Source organism: Methylobacterium isbiliense (assembly GCF_022179325.1).
Lineage (GTDB): Bacteria > Pseudomonadota > Alphaproteobacteria > Rhizobiales > Beijerinckiaceae > Methylobacterium > Methylobacterium isbiliense.
This window is the reverse complement of the sequence record NZ_BPQQ01000014.1, coordinates 1-15,535: the sequence shown is the minus strand read 5'-3', so window position 1 is coordinate 15,535 and position 15,535 is coordinate 1. Positions and strand designations below refer to the sequence as shown.

At 74.1% G+C, this 15,535-nt stretch carries 14 protein-coding genes; 11 read left to right on the top strand and 3 right to left on the bottom strand.

Annotated elements, in window-relative coordinates:
• Positions 1-35 precede the first annotated feature (35 nt).
• The 3 genes from MFF61_RS06185 to MFF61_RS06175 all read left to right on the top strand — a co-directional run bounded on the left by MFF61_RS06185 (position 36) and on the right by MFF61_RS06175 (position 4,174).
• On the top strand, positions 36-1,169 hold the full coding sequence (locus MFF61_RS06185) for a zinc-binding metallopeptidase family protein (protein ID WP_238234202.1): 1,134 nt from the start codon (positions 36-38) through the stop codon (positions 1,167-1,169).
• 415 nt (positions 1,170-1,584) lie between these two features.
• Complete coding sequence (gene ilvD, locus MFF61_RS06180) at positions 1,585-3,318, top strand: dihydroxy-acid dehydratase (RefSeq protein ID WP_238234201.1); 1,734 nt, start codon at positions 1,585-1,587, stop codon at positions 3,316-3,318.
• The gene (locus tag MFF61_RS06175) at positions 3,305-4,174 is read left to right on the top strand and encodes a tetratricopeptide repeat protein (protein ID WP_238234200.1); all 870 of its coding nucleotides are present in this window, start codon (positions 3,305-3,307) and stop codon (positions 4,172-4,174) included. Before ilvD ends, MFF61_RS06175 begins: the two co-directional genes overlap by 14 nt.
• A 64-nt stretch (positions 4,175-4,238) precedes the next feature.
• Here MFF61_RS06175 and MFF61_RS06170 read toward each other — a convergent pair whose 3' ends face one another.
• Positions 4,239-4,862, bottom strand: a complete 624-nt coding sequence (locus tag MFF61_RS06170; RefSeq protein WP_238234199.1) for a glutathione S-transferase family protein — start codon at positions 4,860-4,862, stop codon at positions 4,239-4,241.
• Between the two features lie 243 nt (positions 4,863-5,105).
• Here MFF61_RS06170 and fliF point away from each other — a divergent pair, with 243 nt between their 5' ends.
• The 6 genes from fliF to MFF61_RS06140 are packed head-to-tail and all read left to right on the top strand — an operon-like array spanning position 5,106 to position 12,622.
• The gene (gene fliF / locus MFF61_RS06165) at positions 5,106-6,827 is read left to right on the top strand and encodes a flagellar basal-body MS-ring/collar protein FliF (protein WP_238234198.1); all 1,722 of its coding nucleotides are present in this window, start codon (positions 5,106-5,108) and stop codon (positions 6,825-6,827) included.
• Complete coding sequence (locus MFF61_RS06160; RefSeq protein WP_238234197.1) at positions 6,827-7,495, top strand: hypothetical protein; 669 nt, start codon at positions 6,827-6,829, stop codon at positions 7,493-7,495. The genes fliF and MFF61_RS06160 overlap by 1 nt, the downstream gene beginning before the upstream one ends.
• A gap of 1 nt (position 7,496) precedes the next feature.
• Positions 7,497-8,807, top strand: coding sequence for a MotB family protein (locus MFF61_RS06155; RefSeq protein WP_238234196.1), 1,311 nt, complete (start codon positions 7,497-7,499; stop codon positions 8,805-8,807).
• Positions 8,804-10,057: a MotC family chemotaxis protein gene (locus tag MFF61_RS06150; RefSeq protein WP_373324628.1), complete on the top strand. Its 1,254-nt coding sequence runs from the start codon at positions 8,804-8,806 to the stop codon at positions 10,055-10,057. Before MFF61_RS06155 ends, MFF61_RS06150 begins: the two co-directional genes overlap by 4 nt.
• Before the next feature lie 2 nt (positions 10,058-10,059).
• Positions 10,060-12,114, top strand: coding sequence for a flagellar hook-length control protein FliK (gene fliK, locus MFF61_RS06145; protein ID WP_238234227.1), 2,055 nt, complete (start codon positions 10,060-10,062; stop codon positions 12,112-12,114).
• Positions 12,065-12,622, top strand: a complete 558-nt coding sequence (locus MFF61_RS06140; protein ID WP_238234195.1) for a transglycosylase SLT domain-containing protein — start codon at positions 12,065-12,067, stop codon at positions 12,620-12,622. Before fliK ends, MFF61_RS06140 begins: the two co-directional genes overlap by 50 nt.
• Before the next feature lie 41 nt (positions 12,623-12,663).
• Here MFF61_RS06140 and MFF61_RS06135 read toward each other — a convergent pair whose 3' ends face one another.
• The gene (locus tag MFF61_RS06135; RefSeq protein WP_238234194.1) at positions 12,664-13,341 is read right to left on the bottom strand and encodes a response regulator transcription factor; all 678 of its coding nucleotides are present in this window, start codon (positions 13,339-13,341) and stop codon (positions 12,664-12,666) included.
• 275 nt (positions 13,342-13,616) lie between these two features.
• The gene (locus tag MFF61_RS06130; protein WP_238234193.1) at positions 13,617-13,826 is read right to left on the bottom strand and encodes a hypothetical protein; all 210 of its coding nucleotides are present in this window, start codon (positions 13,824-13,826) and stop codon (positions 13,617-13,619) included.
• Between the two features lie 99 nt (positions 13,827-13,925).
• On the opposite strand from MFF61_RS06130, the gene MFF61_RS06125 reads away from it, so the two are divergent.
• The gene (locus MFF61_RS06125) at positions 13,926-15,188 is read left to right on the top strand and encodes a hypothetical protein (protein ID WP_238234192.1); all 1,263 of its coding nucleotides are present in this window, start codon (positions 13,926-13,928) and stop codon (positions 15,186-15,188) included.
• A gap of 201 nt (positions 15,189-15,389) precedes the next feature.
• The coding region (locus MFF61_RS06120) for a DUF4865 family protein (RefSeq protein WP_306423381.1) at positions 15,390-15,535 on the top strand (146 nt) is incomplete at its 3' end.

The window sequence follows — 15,535 nt, the reverse complement described above, 5'->3', positions numbered from 1 at the left end:
CGGGACCGCGCGGTGCCCGGGCGGCGAATCGAGCGATGAAGATCTTCCAGTGCCAGGCCTGCGGGCAGCCGCTGCATTTCGAGCACGCCCGCTGCGAGAGCTGCGGGCGGCGGGCCGGCTACGACCCGCAGGCCGGCACCATCACGGCCCTGACGGAGATGGAGGGCGCCTGGGCCGGGTTCGGCGCCCCGGAGCGGCGCTACCGCTTCTGCGCCAACGCGGCCTTCGACGCCTGCAACTGGCTGGTTCCGGCCGAGTCGCCCGAGACCTTCTGCGTCGCCTGCCGCCACAACCGCACGGTGCCGGACCTCTCGGTGCCCTGGAACCTCACCCGCTGGCGCCAGATCGAGATCGCCAAGCGACGCCTGTTCTACTCGCTGCTGCGGATGCGGCTGCCGCTCGGCCTGCGCCCCGACGATCCCGAGGGCCTCGCCTTCGACTTCCTGGTCGATCCGGCCGAGGCGCAGGTCTGGGGCCCGGCGGTCCTGACCGGGCATCACCACGGCCTCATCACGCTCAACATCGCGGAGGCCGACGACGTCGAGCGCGAGCGGCGGCGCACGCAGTTCGGCGAGCCCTACCGCACCCTGCTCGGCCATTTCCGGCACGAGGTCGGCCACTACTACTGGAACGTGCTGGTGCGCCACGACGCGAGCCTCGCGGTCTTCCGGGCGATCTTCGGCGACGAGCGCGACGATTACGGCGACGCGCTCGCCCGCCACTACGCCGAGGGACCGCCGGAGGGCTGGCAGGAGCATTTCGTCTCGGCCTACGCCACCTCCCACCCGTGGGAGGACTTCGCCGAGACCTGGGCGCATTACCTGCACATCGTCGACACGCTGGAGACCGCGAGCAGCTTCGGCCTGCGGGTGCGCCCGCAGGCCCTCGACCTCGCCGCCACGATGGATTTCGACCCCCACCACGCCCCCGACCTCGGGCGCCTGATCGAGGCGTGGCTCCCGCTGACCTTCGCGATGAACTCGCTCAACCGCAGCATGGGGCAGGCGGACCTCTACCCGTTCCGCCTGACCCCCACGGTGATCGGGAAGCTGTCCTTCGTGCATGAGCGCATCCACGCGGGCGGCGACGCGCGGGGCTCCACGGCGGCGACCCTGAAGGCGGTGATCGCCGGGCTGCGCCTGCCCGTCGCCGCACCGCATCCGGGCTGAGCCCGACGATCCCGCGGGCCGGCGGCGCCGGCTTGGCTGACGGGCTCGGCGAGCCCGCCGGACGGGCTCACGGAGCCCGGCAGACGGACTCGCCGAGCCCGTCCCGCAAGCTTAGCTGTGGCGGGGTCGCAACACCGCGAAACCATCCCAGCTTTGCCCCGAACCGCCCCCTGTGCCGCCCCGATCCCGCCATAAACCAACAGCACTTCAACGGCCACGTTAAGCGACTGTCCCCACAACGATTTACCGCGACGAACCGGGATCCCTCGGGGGAGCGCGGGCGACGCTGGCGGGTTATCCGCCAGGGGTGTCGTTCAGCGTCGTCGTTCGGCCTCCAAAAGGGCGCACGGCGCGAGGATCACCTTGAAGTCGGACGAACCGACCGATCCGCCGAGAGTGAGTACGGGACAGGCCCATGGACGCGCGTCACACCATCGACAAGTCGAAGCTGCCCAGCCGCCACGTGACGGAAGGCCCCGCCCGGGCGCCGCACCGCTCGTACCTCTATGCCATGGGCCTGACGCGCGAGCAGATCCACCAGCCGCTGGTGGGCGTCGCCTCGTGCTGGAACGAGGCCGCCCCCTGCAACATCTCGCTGATGCGCCAGGCGCAGGCGGTGAAGAAGGGCGTCGCCGCCGCCGCCGGCACGCCGCGGGAATTCTGCACCATCACGGTGACGGACGGCATCGCGATGGGCCACCGCGGCATGCGCGCCTCGCTGCCCTCCCGCGAGGTCATCGCCGATTCGGTCGAGCTGACCATGCGCGGCCACGCCTATGACGCGCTCGTGGGGCTCGCCGGCTGCGACAAGTCCCTGCCCGGCATGATGATGGCGATGGTGCGCCTCAACGTGCCGTCGATCTTCATCTACGGCGGCTCGATCCTGCCCGGCACCTTCCGGGGCAAGCCCGTCACCGTGCAGGACCTGTTCGAGGCGGTGGGCAAGCACTCGGTCGGCGCCATGAGCGACGACGATCTCGACGAGCTGGAGCAGGTCGCCTGCCCCTCCGCCGGCGCCTGCGGGGCGCAGTTCACCGCCAACACGATGGCGACCGTCTCGGAGGCGATCGGCCTCGCGCTGCCCTACTCGGCCGGCGCGCCCGCGCCCTACGAGATCCGCGACAAGTTCTGCGCCGCCGCCGGCGAAATGGTGATGGACCTGCTCGCCAAGCAGATCCGCCCGCGCGACATCGTCACCCGCAAGGCGCTCGAGAACGCCGCCACCGTGGTGGCGGCCTCGGGCGGCTCCACCAACGCGGCGCTGCACCTGCCGGCGATCGCCCACGAGGCGGGCATCGCCTTCGACCTGTTCGACGTCGCCGAGATCTTCCGGCGCACGCCCTACATCGCCGACCTCAAGCCCGGCGGGCGCTACGTCGCCAAGGACCTGTTCGAGGTCGGCGGCATCCCGCTCCTGATGAAGACGCTGCTCGACCACGGCTTCCTGCACGGCGACTGCATGACCGTGACCGGCCGCACCATCGCCGAGAATCTCGCCAAGGTGGCCTGGAACGACGACCAGGACGTGGTGCGGCAGGCCAACGCGCCCATCACCCCGACCGGGGGCGTGGTGGGCCTCAAGGGCAACCTCGCGCCGGAGGGCGCGATCGTGAAGGTCGCCGGCATGCCCGCCGAGAAGCAGGTCTTCTTGGGTCCCGCCCGCGTCTTCGACAACGAGGAGGCCTGCTTCGAGGCGGTGACCAACCGCCGCTATCAGGAGGGCGACGTCCTCGTGATCCGCTACGAGGGGCCGAAGGGCGGCCCCGGCATGCGCGAGATGCTGGCGACCACCGCGGCCCTCTACGGGCAGGGGATGGGCGACAAGGTCGCGCTCATCACCGACGGGCGCTTCTCGGGCGCCACCCGCGGCTTCTGCGTCGGCCATGTCGGCCCCGAAGCCGCGGTGGGCGGTCCGATCGGCCTCCTCAAGGACGGCGACATCATCCGGCTCGACGCCATCCAGGGCACGCTCACGGTCGACCTGTCGGACGAGGAGCTCGCCGAGCGCCGCAAGGCCTGGGCGCCGCGCGGCAACGAGGCCACCTCCGGCTATCTCTGGAAATACGCGCAGACCGTCGGCCCGGCCGTGACGGGCGCCGTGACCCACCCGGGCGGCGCCCAGGAGACGCTCTCCTATGCGGACATCTAGGGACGACCCGCCCTCCCGGGCGGGCCTCCGGCGCCTCGCGGGCGCGCTCCTCCTCGGGGGGGCGCTGCTGGGAGCGGCGCTCCCGGCGGGCAGCCCCGCGGCGGCGCTCGATGCCGCCGTGCGCACGCCGGTGCCGGCGAGTGGGTACCGCAACGCCCGCGAGGCGGTGCGCTCGGGCGTGCGCGATTACAACGCGGGCGACAAGGAGGGCGCCGCCCGCGCCCTCGAATACGCGGCGGGCCAGGGCCACGCCCTGGCGCTGTGGAAGCTCGGCCGCATGTACGCGGAGGGCGACGGGGTTCCGCACGACGATCTCAAGGCGTTCGAGTTCTTCTCGAAGATCGCCGACGAGAACGCCGACGAGGGTCCCGATTCCGCCAACGCCACCGTGGTGGCGAGCGCCTTCACGGCGCTCGGCCGCTACTTCCTCGACGGGATCAAGGGCTCCTACGTGCGCCCGAACGTCGAGCGCGCCTACGAGATGTTCAACTACGCGGCCTCCTACTACGGGGACCCGAACGCGCAGTACAACCTCGCCCGGCTCTACCTCGACGGGACGGGCGTGACGCAGGACGTCCGGCAGGCGGCGCGCTGGTTCAACCTCGCGGCCGAGAAGGGCCATCCGGCCGCGCAGGCGCTGCTCGGCCAGATGCTGATCAACGGCCAGGGCGTGCCGACCCAGCGGGCGCGCGGCCTCGCGTGGCTGACACTCGCGCGCGACGCCGCGGAGGGGCCGAAGGACCAGTGGATCGTGAGCCTGCAGGAGCAGGCGCTCGCCGCGGCGAGCGAGCGCGACCGCGCCGAGGCCCAGGCCCAGGTGGACGGCTTCTACCGCCGCAGCGCCCGGGCGCGCTGACGCCCGGGCCGACAGGCCGATCCGGGACCGGATCGGCCCCACTCCGAGGCACCTTTTTGCCGGGTCAGCCCTTGGGGGCGGCGATCGCCGCCCTGAACGAGGGCCGCTCCAGCGTGCTCTCGACCCAGCCGGCGAGCTTCGGCCAGCGTCCGGAATCCACCCCCTCCTTGGCGAAGCGCAGGTTCACGAACCCTGTCGCCACCGCGACGTCCGCGAGGCAGAAGGCCTCGCCGACGAGGTAGGGGCCGGCGATCTGCGCCTCCAGATAGGTGAAGAGCCGCGGCAGCTCCTCGGTGAGCGCCTTCTGCACCACCGCCTCGTCGCAGGGCAGGTTGAGGACGCGGGGGCGCAGGATCCGGTGCACGAAGGGCCGCAGCAGCGGACCCATCAGCTCGGTGTCGGCGAACTTGTCGAACCAGACCGCGCGTCCCGCCTGACGCGGATCGGGCGGGAGCAGGGCCGGCTCGGGATGCTTGCGGTCGAGGTAGTGCACGATCGCCGAGGAATCGGCGAGGCGGAAATCCCCGTCGCGCAGGGCCGGGATCTTGCCGAGCGGGCTCGCCGCCTGGAAGTCGCGGTCGGGGTCGTGGAAGCGCAGCGGCACGTGCTCGAACGCCACCTCCTTCTCGGCCAGCGCGACCAAGACCTTGCGGACGAAGGGCGACAGGCTGCTGCCGTAGAGCTTCATGGACGGATCTCTCCCTCTGATGCGGGCCGGCGATGCGGTGTCCGGGCCGCGCATCATCGGCCCGCGCGGCGCCCGCGCGAAGCCGAAATCCGCATCGCGCGGCCATCGATCGGATCCGCATAAGTCCGCCCGGCGGGGCCACCGCAACCGCGGCGCGCGGCCCCGCAATCTCCGCGCAAGGCTCGCCGGCAACATGGCACCCGGACGGGCCCCCCGTCGCCATTCGTGGAGAGCGCTCCCCCGATGTCCGGTCGCGAGCACGCCGAGAGGCTCTGGAGCAACATCGTCGAGCTGGGCACCCGCCGCCTCGCGGCCCTGGGGGTCATCGGCCTGACCGTGTTCCTGGCGGTGGGACTCGGCGCCTACTATCTCAGCCGGCCCGCGCAGGAGACGCTCTATACGGGTCTCAACCGCGAGGACATCGGCCGCATCGGCGCTGTGCTCAAGGACGCCAACGTCCCGTTCGACGTCAGCTCCGACGGCACGGCGGTGCTGGTCGCCTACGGCCACACCGCCCAGGCGCGCATGCTGCTGGCCGAGAAGGGCCTGCCGCAGAGCTCGAAGTCCGGCTACGAGCTGTTCAACGACCTCGGCTCGCTCGGCCTCACCTCCTTCATGCAGGAGGTGACGCGGGTGCGGGCCCTGGAGGGCGAGATCGCCCGCACCATCCAGACCATGAAGGGGGTGCGCGCGGCGCGCGTCCACATCGTGCTGCCCGACCGCGGCTCGTTCCGGCGCGAGCAGCAGCCGCCCTCGGCCTCCGTGGTGGTGCGCACCGAGCCCGCCGACGACGCGAGCGGCGCCCAGGCGATCCGCCACCTCGTCGCCTCGGCGATCCCCGGCATGAAGCCCGAGCGCGTCACCGTGATCGGCACCGACGGGACCCTGCTCCTGTCGGGCGACGAAGGCGCCAACGCCCCCACGGGCAAGATGGCGAGCCTGGAAAAGCTCGTGAACCGCGAGATCCAGGACAACATCCGCCGGACCCTGACCCCCTATCTCGGCATCGGCAACTTCGAGATCAGCGTCGCGGCCCGCCTCAACACCGACAAGACCAGCACCAACGAGACGATCTTCAACCCCGATCAACGGGTCGAGCGCTCGGTGCGGGCGGTGCGCGAGACCGAGAACGCGCAGAACCGGGCCGCCCAGCGCCCGACGAGCGCGCAGCAGAACCTGCCCGACCAGCGCACCCGCTCGGACGGCAACGACACGTCGAGCAGCGAATCGCAGAAGCGCGAGGACCTGACCAACTACGAGATCTCCTCCAAGACGATCCAGACGGTCAGCGACGGCTACGGCATCAAGCACATCTCGGTGGCGGTGCTGGTCAACCGCTCGCGGCTCGCCGCCCTGGCGGGACCCGACGCGAAGGGGGCGGGAATCGACGGGCAGATCGCCGAGATCGAGCAGCTCGTCGGCTCGGCGGCCGGCTTCAGCAAGGAGCGGGGCGACCACGTCAAGGTGGCGGCGGTGGGCTTCGTCAACGACGGCCAGCCGCTGGAGCCGGTGCCGCCGCTGAGCCTCAGCGAGGTGCTGATGCGCCAGTCCGCGACGCTCATCAACGCCGCCACCATCCTGGTGGTCGCCGGGCTGCTGATCTGGTTCGGCCTGCGGCCGGCCCTGCGGGCGATCCTCGACGTGCCGGGCGCGGAGCAGGAGGAGACGGCGCAGCTCGCCGGCCCGGCCGCGGCGCTCACGGCCGGCGCGGAGGGTGCGCCCGCCCTCGAAGGCCCGGTCGGCGCGGCAGCGGCGGCGGCCGCTGCCGCCGGATTGCTCCCCGGCGCTTCCGGCGCCCCCGGCACCCCGGCGGTCGGCACGCCCGTGATGGCGAGCCTGATCGACGACCTCACCGACCGGATGAATCGCTCGCCGCAGAAGAAGCTGGAGCAGATGATCGAGTTCGACGAGGAGCAGGCGGCCACGATCCTCAAGCGCTGGCTCATGCGTGAGGAGCCGGCCTGATGGCTCCGGTCTTCGCCCGGCACCTGCCGGATTTCTCGGCCGAGGCGCCCGCCGCCGCGGCGCCCGAGCCCCTGGCGGTGCTGCTGCGCTCGGCCCGGCGCTCCGCCGAGCCGCCGCCGCCCGCCCCCGCGCCGGTCCAGGAGGATCGGGCGGCGCTGCTGCGCGAGGCCGAGGAGCGGGGGCGCCTGCTCGGCCGCGCCGAGGCGGCCGCCGAGACCGCCGCGGCGCTGGAGGCGGCCCTCGCGCAGGCCGAGGCCGCCGCCGAGGAGCGCCTGAACCTCGCGCGCGCCGAATGGGCCCGTGCCGAAGCCGCGATCCTGGCTGAGGGCCTTGCGGCCGCGCTGCGGGGCCTGGAGGAGCGCCTCACCGACCGGGCGGCGCGGGTGCTGCTGCCGCTGCTGGACGAGCGGCTGCGCGCCCAGGCGGTGGACGAGCTGAGGGCGGCGCTGGTGCGGCTGACCGCCGACGGCGCCAAGCCGGCGATTCGCGCGAGCGGCCCGCAGGACCTGCTCGCCGCGCTCGCGCGCGCGCTCGGCCCCCTCGCGGACGGGATCGCCTTCGCGCCGGACGAGACGCCGGAGGTGCGGGTGACGGCGGACGAGACCGTGATCGAGACGCAGCTCGCGGCCTGGGGCCGGAGCCTGCTCGCCGCCGTCGAGGGCGCCTGAGATGGCCGACCAGCCCCACGAGATCATCATCGTGCGCCGCCACGGCGACCACGAGGACGGCCACCACGGCGGCGCCTGGAAGATCGCGCTCGCCGACTTCATGACCGCCATGATGGCGCTGTTCCTCGTGATGTGGCTCATCAACGCCACCAGCAAGGAGACCAAGACCGCCGTCGCGACCTACTTCAATCCGCTGAAGCTCGCCGAGATGAGCCCGACCAAGAAGGGCCTGCGCGACCCGCAGACCGCCGACCCCTCGGAGGAGGCCCGCGCCGAGCCCAAGCCCCAGGACAGCAAGGGGGACGGCAAGGGAGCCGGCAAGGGCGAGGCGGCGTCCGGCGCCCCGGGCGCGGCGAGCCGCGCCCGCGAGGCCGCCCTGTTCCAGGATCCCTATGCGGTGCTGGCCCGCCTCGCCGCCGAGGCGGAACCCGAGCGCCCGGGCGAGGCGGCGACGCCGGACGATCTGCGCCTGGAGGCCGGCCAGCCCGGCCTCAGCGGAGGCGATGCGGCGCGCGATCCCTTCGACCCGCTCTACTGGCAGGTGGCGCCCCTGCCCAAGCCACGCTCGGAGAATCCCGGCCCGGCCAATACCGTGACGCCGCTGCCGCGCGAGGGCCGCATCGACGCGCGGGCCTCGATCGCCCGGGAGCCGAAGCCCGCCAGGGAGCCGGTCAAGGAGCCGGTCAAGGCCGACGCGCCGAAGGCCGCCGGGCTGCCGCCCAAGGCCGAGCCCGCCAAGGCCGAGCCCGCCAAGGCCGAGCCCGCCAAGGCCGAACCGGCTCAGCCGGAGGCCGCGAAGGCGGAGCCGCCGAAGGGCGAGGCCTCCGCCGCGGAGGCCGCCGAGACCGCCGCCGCGGCCGACCTCAAGGCCGAGATCGCCCGGGCGGTGCAGCCCCTCGCGACCGGCGCTCCCGCCCCGAAGGTGGAGGTGCGGCGCACCGGGGAGGGGGTGCTCATCAGCATCACGGACGAACTGAACTTCAGCATGTTCGGCGTCGGCTCGGCCGAGCCGCAGGCGAAGGTCGTCAAGGCGCTGGAGCGCGTCGCCAAGATCCTCAGCACGCGGCCCGGCCGCATCGTGATCCGCGGCCACACGGACGGGCGCCCGTTCCGCTCCGAGACCTACGACAACTGGCGCCTGTCCTCGGCGCGGGCGCAGATGGCCTCCTACATGCTGATCCGCGGCGGCGTCGAGGAGGCGCGCATCGAGCGGATCGAGGGCCACGCCGACCGGCAGCCGCGCAACCCCGCCGACCCGAAGGCGGCCGAGAACCGGCGCATCGAGATCCTGCTGCGGGGGCGGACGGAGTGACGGGACGGAAGTTCCGCTGCGCGGCGCGCCTCGCACCCCGGCTCGGGCTCGCGGGCCTCATCTGGCTCGCGGGAATGGCCGGGCCGGCCCTGGCCGCCGGCTCGAAATCTGCCGAGCCCGCGGCGCCAATCGAGCCGCTGCCGGTGGCCAAGCGCGGCCTGCCGGTCGAGCTCTTGCGCACCCTGCAGCTCCTCCAGGACCGGATCGCCCGGGGCGGCACCCAGGCGCACCTCGCCCAGCGCCCGCTGCTGGGGCACATCGAGGGACGGCTCACCGCGCTCGAACCCGAGGCCTGGGGCGAGGCCGCGAATGTGCGCGCGGCGGTGGCCTTCGCGCTCGCGGGCGGCGGGCCGGCGCTGCTGCGCCTCGTGGCGGAGACGGGCCGCGTCCCCGAGGCGGAGGTGCCGCTCGTCCAGGGCGCGCTGGCCTATCTCGGCGGACAGGAGGGGGAGGCGCGGCGGCTCCTGGCCAAGATCGACGCCCAGGCGGTGCCGCCGAGCCTCGGCGGGCAGCTCGCCCTGGTGCAGGCGACGCTGGTGGTGCGGGACGATCCGACCCAGGCGGTCCGGCTGCTCGACCTCGCGCGGCTGATCGCCCCCGGGACGCTGGTGGAGGAGGGGGCGCTGCGCCGCGAGGTGTTCGTGCTGGCGCAGATGGGCGACATCGCCCGCTTCGAGGCCCTGTCGATCCAGTACCTGCGCCGCTTCCGGCACTCGGTCTATGCGGGAAATTTCCGTCAGCGCTTCGCGGCGGCGCTGACGCGGTTGGAATTCGGCAACGACCGCGCCCGCTTCGCGCGGCTGGAGGCGATGCTGAAGGAGATCGAGCCCGAGGGGCGCCGCGACCTCTACCTGCTGGTGGCCCGGGCGGCCCTGGACCAGGGCCGGACCGGCGCGGCGATCTTCGCGGCCGACCAAGCCGAAATCCTGGCGCCGGGCGGCTCCGTCGAGGCCGCCCGGGCGAAACTCTACCGGGCCGCCGCCGGGATCGTCGCGCCCGAGCGCTTCGCGGGGGCGCTCGCTGCCCTGCGCGGCACCGACCGGGCCGCCCTGCCGGACACGGACGCCGCGCTCCTCGACGCGGCGCTCGCGGCCGCCCGCCAGATCCGCGGCGACCCTCCGCCCGCGCCCGCGGCCCCGCCCGAGGCGCCCGCGGACACCAAGCGGGCACTGCCGCCCGCTCCCGCCATCGCCCGCGCGCAGGAGGCGATCGGGCGGATTGACGCGATGATGCAGGGAGCCCGCCGGTGAGCATGCTCGACCCCTTGCCGCTGCTGGCGCCGCGCCCCCCGGAGGCGCCCGCCGGCCGGACCGTGCAGGACGACGCCGACGCCTTCGGGGCAGTGCTCGACGCCTTCACCGCCCGCGACGGTGCGCGCCCGGCCCCGGGGCAGGCGGAGGCATGGCCACAGCCGGAGGCGGCGTCCGCCGAGCCGGACCGCGACCCGTCCGCGGCACACCCGGCCCGTCCGGCCGGCGGCGAGGCGCCCGCCGCCTCCATCGCGGCGCTGCTCGCGGCGAGCGCCGGGTTCGCGGCGCCGCCGGCTCCCGGCCCGGCGACCTCCGACGATGCACGCCCGGCCGGCACCACGGTCGGCATGAGCCCGCCGGTGCGGCCGGAGACCGAGCCGCCCGGCCTCATCCCGCGCATCACCGTGCTCGCCCGCGAGACGCATTTCGCGCCGGTGATGCCGGTCGGCGCGAAGGCGCCGGAGGTGCACGAGACCGGCGCGGCCGTGCCCGATCGCCCGTCCGCGACGCTGGGTGATCCGCCATCGGCACCGCAGGTTCCGCCGGCGGCGCCCGCCACCTCCCAAGCGACGCCACCGGCCGTGCGGAAGGCTGGTGTCGCGGTGCCGCATGCGCAGGCCAACGAGGCGGGGGCGGCCATGCTGTCCGCGCCCTTGCGGGCATTCGAGCGCGCCGCGGCAGCACCGGTCGCCCTTCGCCCGTTGCAGGAGACGCCGGCGGCGTGGAGCCCGCCGCAGGCGGCAGGCGAGTCGCCGCTGGCGGCACCGAAGGCTCCGTCGGGCGCGCCGGAAACGCCCACGGAAGCGCCCTTGGCGGCGCTCGACCAAGCGCCGGCGGCACGGGGCTCTTCACGGCCGGCAACGACTGCTCCGCCACCGGCGGTGCCGAAAGTCCCGTCAGCGGCACCCGACGCGCCGTCTCCGGCGCCCATGGCTGCCGCAGAGGAATCCGGGCCGGCGCACCATCCCGCTTCTCCGGACTCCGGCCTTGTGACCCCGCACGGGCAAGCGCTCTCGCAGGCGGCCACGGCTGTCGCGCGCCCTGCCGCCGCGGCGGCGGAAACGGCCGCACGACCCGCGCCGGGATCGGGCGGCGCGGGATCCGCGGCGTCTCCTGCCCCCCGGGCCGAACCGGCCGCCTTGCCAGCGACGGGTGCGACGCCCGACAAGACGGCCGAGGCAACACCCGCCGAGAGGCCGATCCGTCCCGGCGACGCGTCGGCGTCGGAGGGCAGCGGATCCACGCCGCCGGCGCGCGCGGTTCCAACCGAACCGCGCGGCGGTCCGGGCCAGCCCTCGTCGCCCGTGGCGGCCGCCGCGGCGCCCCCACGGTCGATCGGCGAGCCGCTGCCGCAGGCTGGCCTTCCGCCTCCGGCCGCATCGCCGCACTCGCCACAGGAGGGGAGCAGCCCGGCGCACGCAGCCGGTCGATCCGTCTCGGGCGCCGTCCCGACTGAGCGCGAATCGCCGCGCGGCCGGGAGGCGGCCGGCGAGGCAGGCCCGCCCGCACCCGCTCCGCTGCCCGAGGCGGCGCAGGCCGGCACGCCTCCGGCCCCGCCCGCCCGTCCGGCCGAGCCGGCGCTCGCCTCCGCGACTCTGCCGGCCCTGGTCCGCTCGCTCGCGGCGCAGATGCCGCCCACCGGCCTCGTCCCGGGCGCCGGGCCGCTGCGGATCCTCACGCTTCAGCTCCACCCGGCCGATCTCGGTGCGGTCACGGTGCGGATGCGCCTGCGCGACGGCGACCTGGAGATGAACCTCGGCGCGAGCCGGGCCGAGACCGCGGAACTGCTGCGCAAGGATGCGGGCGTGCTCACCGACCTGCTGCGCGGCTCGGGCTACCGCCCGGAGATCCTGACGATCCAGGCCGAGCCGCGGGCGGAGGCGGGCACCCGCACCCCGGCCTTCGCGGACGCGCCGCCTCAGGGCGGGAGCGGCGCCGACCACCCGGCCCGGCGCGGCCCGCAGGACCATGCGGGCGAGCGCACCCCCTCCTCACGAGACACGTCCGATGACCCGGCACCCTCTCTCGCTCCTCGCAGCAGCGGCGTTTACCTCTAGCCTCGCGCTGCCCGCGGCGGCGACCGTCTGCGAGCGGGAGATGTCGCGGGCGGCCGCCAAGCACGGCGTGCCGCTCGGGATGCTCTACGCGGTGGGGCTCACCGAGAGCGGCAAGCGCGGCTCGCTGCAGCCCTTCGCCATGAACATCGAGGGCAAGGCCTATTTCGGCAGCAGCGTCGCAGATGTGCGCGCACGCTTCGACGAGGCGCGGCGCGGGGGCAAGCGGCTGATCGACCTCGGCTGCATGCAGATCAACCACCATTACCACGGGGCGAAGTTCGCCTCGCTGGAGCGCATGGTCGATCCGGCCGCGAACGTCGAGTACGCGACGCAGTTCCTGAAGGAGCTGAAGGCCCGGGAGGGCTCCTGGACGCTCGCCGTGGCGCGCTACCATGCCGGTCCCAACAACAACCCGGCTCAGAAGCAATACGTCTGCCGGGTCATCACCAACATGGTGGCGACCGGTTTCGGCGCCTGGACGCCGGGCGCCAAGTCGTTCTGCCAATAGGGTCGTTCTGCCAGTCGAGTCGATCGGCCGGCGGCGCGGCGTCAGCCCACGAAGGTGTAGCCGATGTAGCGCTTCGCCTCGATCGGGTCATAGCCGAGCCGGCCGCGCAGCTTCTTGCGCAGCTTGCTGACGTGCCCCTCGACCACGCTCTCCTCGACGTCGTTGCTGTAGACGCCGTAGATCGCGTTGAAGATCTGCGCCTTGGTCATGCGGCGCCCGCGGTTGCGCACGAGATATTCGAGGATGTGGCGCTCGCGCCGGGGCAGCGGCAGGGTCTCGCCGTCGACCTCCGGGTCGCGCCCGTCGAAATGGACCTTGAGGCGCTCCGAGGCCTTGGCCGCGGCCGGGCCGGCCTCGCCGTTCACCCGGCGCCAGATCGCCTCCGAGCGGGCCAGGATCTCCCGGACGTGGACGGGCTTGCCCAGGACGTCGTCGATGCCGGCGGTGAGGAGCTGCAGCGTCGCTTCGAGCGAGCGCACCTCGGAGAGGGCGATGATCGGCGCCCGGGAATTCCGGCGGATCAGGCCCGCGCAGCCGATGCGATCCTCGAAATCGCCCAGCAGGAAGCCCTGCACGGCGTCGAGATCCCCGGGCGAGGCCGCCTTGAACCACGTCCTGAACTCATCCGCCACGAGGCCGAGCGAGGACACGCCCTCGCGCTCGAATCCCGCCGCGTAGCCGCTCGTCACCGTCGGCCGGTCGTCGACGAAGATATACATTCCGGTGGACCCCCAAGACGCCGTCTGCGCGGACATTCTTGATCGCATCGCTCCCCCAGCAGCCGCATCGCATCGCGACCCTGCCGCGTGGGCCGGGCCGTCGCCGTGATGCTGCCTGTCGGGGGATCGTGTTGCTTTGTGTGACAACCGCAATGGGTTGTTCACGACTGTGTCGGGAGAGGGTGATTCGGTCAATGGCGGAGATGCAACACCAGGACGAACTTACCACACTCCGTTCGCGCGGAGCGCCGGGTTGCGTCGTCGGCGAGGGTGGCTCAGAGCATCCCGCGCGCCCGCAGGTCCCGCAGCCGGGCCGCACCCGCGCGGCCTTCGGGCTGGAGGGGCGTCAGGCGCCGCTCAATGCCGTCGAGCGCACGGATCTGGAGGCGCATGGCCTGCCGCAGCGCCTCGATGCGGGCGTGAAGCGCCCGAGCATCCGCCAGGGGATCGTAGGTCTCGGCGGGGGAGGGGGCGTCGTGCGGCATGGCGCCATTCCGTCCGCTCGTGGTTAATCTGACGTAAAGCGCGTGCCGTCGCGCCGGCGGGCGTGCGGCGGTGCCAAAGCCTTCCCATCTGTTGACCGAATGTCGCATCACGATCCCTCGCCGAACGCCCTGCCGACGTCGTGCCTGCGTCCTGGGGCCTTCCGGTCCGTCCTGCGCCACCGCGTCGCCGCGGGCCTGCTGCTCGCCGCCGTCGCGGCCGGGCTGACGGCGGCGGCGCCGGCGGTGCTGCCCGGCGCGTGGCAGGCCTGGCGGCTGAGGCAGGCGGCGGACGATCCGGCGGCGCTGGCCGCGCTGCAGCTGCCGGCCGCCGCGACCGAGGCGCGCATGGGGGCGGAGATCGACGCGGCGCTCGCCGCCAAGGATGCGGAGCTCGGGCACAGCCTCGTGGCGCTGGCGCAGGCCGAGGGCGTGCCGGTGGCGCCGGAGCGGCGGGCGGCGCTCGCCGCCCTGGACGAAGGATCGACGGCGCGCGGTGTCGCGGACGCGGCGCGCGGCTTCGCCACCGGCCGGGGCGAGGGGCTGCCGGGCCTCGCGGGCGCCGTCGCCGCCGACCTGACGGGCTACGGCGACCTGCGCGACCTCTGGACCGAGGGCGGCAAGCTCCTGCGGCGCGAGCCGTACGACGAGGTGCTGCTCGGCCTCTCGGCGGCGGGGCTCGCCCTCACGGGGGTCACCGTGGCCTCGTTCGGGACGGCGGCGGGGGCCAGCGTCCCGGCCCATGCCGGAGCCGCCGCCCTGAAGGTGGCGGCCCGCACCGGACGCCTGTCGAGGTCCCTGGGGGCGACGCTGGCGCGCACCACCCGCGGCCTCGTCGACGGCGATGCCGCGAAGGCCGCGCTCGCGGCGGCCGGCAGGCTCGACCTGGCGGCAGCCCGCCAGACCCTGCGCGGGGCGCTCCGGCCGGGGGCGGTCCGCACGCTCGGCGAACTCGGGACGGCGGCCGCCGGCCTCCAGGCGCGGCTCGGCACGCGGGGCGCCTTGCAGGCGCTGTCCGTCGCCGAGAATGCCGACGACCTGCGCCGGGCGGGCCGGCTCGCCCAGGGCTTCGGCGGGCGCACCCGCGCGGTGCTGGCGCTGCTCGGCCGCGGCGCCCTGGTCCTGGGCTCCGGCCTGCTGGCGCTTGCCCAGGGCCTCTGGCTCGGCCTCGCGTGGTTCCTGGCCGCCGCCCTGTTCTGCCGCCGCGCCGGCACCCTGATCGGCCGCCTGATCTGGCGGCGCCCCGGATCGCGGAAGGCCGCCCGCGGGGTGGAACCCCGCCGCGGTGACGCGCCCCGCTCCGCGGGCGCGGGGCTTCTCGGTGCGCGCCTGCAGCACCGCGTCGGAGACGGGCAGGTCGGGTAGCCCGGCGAGGTGTCCGGCAGGTCCGCCGCGGGTGAAGCGGACGAGATCGGCCACCAGCATGCAGGCGCGCACGGTGTCGCGGTCGAGGGAGCGCACCGGCATCATCACGCACCATTATGGCAGGTATATCCGGCAATATCTGTTCTTGATTACCCGACCGCGGCAAGGCTGCGGCACAGCCTCGATGCAGGAGAGAGCGTCATGCTGGTCATGCAGTACCGCCACCGGCTTCCGGCCGATTACGACATGGGCCGGATCCGCGCGCGCGTCGCCGCGCGCGGGGCCCTGTGGGACGCCACGCCGGGCCTCGGCTTCAAGGCCTTCGTGGCCCGCGAGCGCGGGCGCAG

Coding starts and splice junctions, on each gene's coding strand:
- fliF (WP_238234198.1), top strand. CDS start 5,106: ATGTCCGGTCGCGAGCACGCCGAGAGGCTCTGGAGCAACATCGTCGAG.
- MFF61_RS06155 (WP_238234196.1), top strand. CDS start 7,497: ATGGCCGACCAGCCCCACGAGATCATCATCGTGCGCCGCCACGGCGAC.
- MFF61_RS06125 (WP_238234192.1), top strand. CDS start 13,926: ATGTCGCATCACGATCCCTCGCCGAACGCCCTGCCGACGTCGTGCCTG.
- ilvD (WP_238234201.1), top strand. CDS start 1,585: ATGGACGCGCGTCACACCATCGACAAGTCGAAGCTGCCCAGCCGCCAC.
- MFF61_RS06175 (WP_238234200.1), top strand. CDS start 3,305: ATGCGGACATCTAGGGACGACCCGCCCTCCCGGGCGGGCCTCCGGCGC.
- fliK (WP_238234227.1), top strand. CDS start 10,060: ATGCTCGACCCCTTGCCGCTGCTGGCGCCGCGCCCCCCGGAGGCGCCC.
- MFF61_RS06135 (WP_238234194.1), bottom strand. CDS start 13,341: ATGTATATCTTCGTCGACGACCGGCCGACGGTGACGAGCGGCTACGCG.
- MFF61_RS06130 (WP_238234193.1), bottom strand. CDS start 13,826: ATGCCGCACGACGCCCCCTCCCCCGCCGAGACCTACGATCCCCTGGCG.
- MFF61_RS06140 (WP_238234195.1), top strand. CDS start 12,065: ATGACCCGGCACCCTCTCTCGCTCCTCGCAGCAGCGGCGTTTACCTCT.
- MFF61_RS06160 (WP_238234197.1), top strand. CDS start 6,827: ATGGCTCCGGTCTTCGCCCGGCACCTGCCGGATTTCTCGGCCGAGGCG.
- MFF61_RS06185 (WP_238234202.1), top strand. CDS start 36: ATGAAGATCTTCCAGTGCCAGGCCTGCGGGCAGCCGCTGCATTTCGAG.
- MFF61_RS06170 (WP_238234199.1), bottom strand. CDS start 4,862: ATGAAGCTCTACGGCAGCAGCCTGTCGCCCTTCGTCCGCAAGGTCTTG.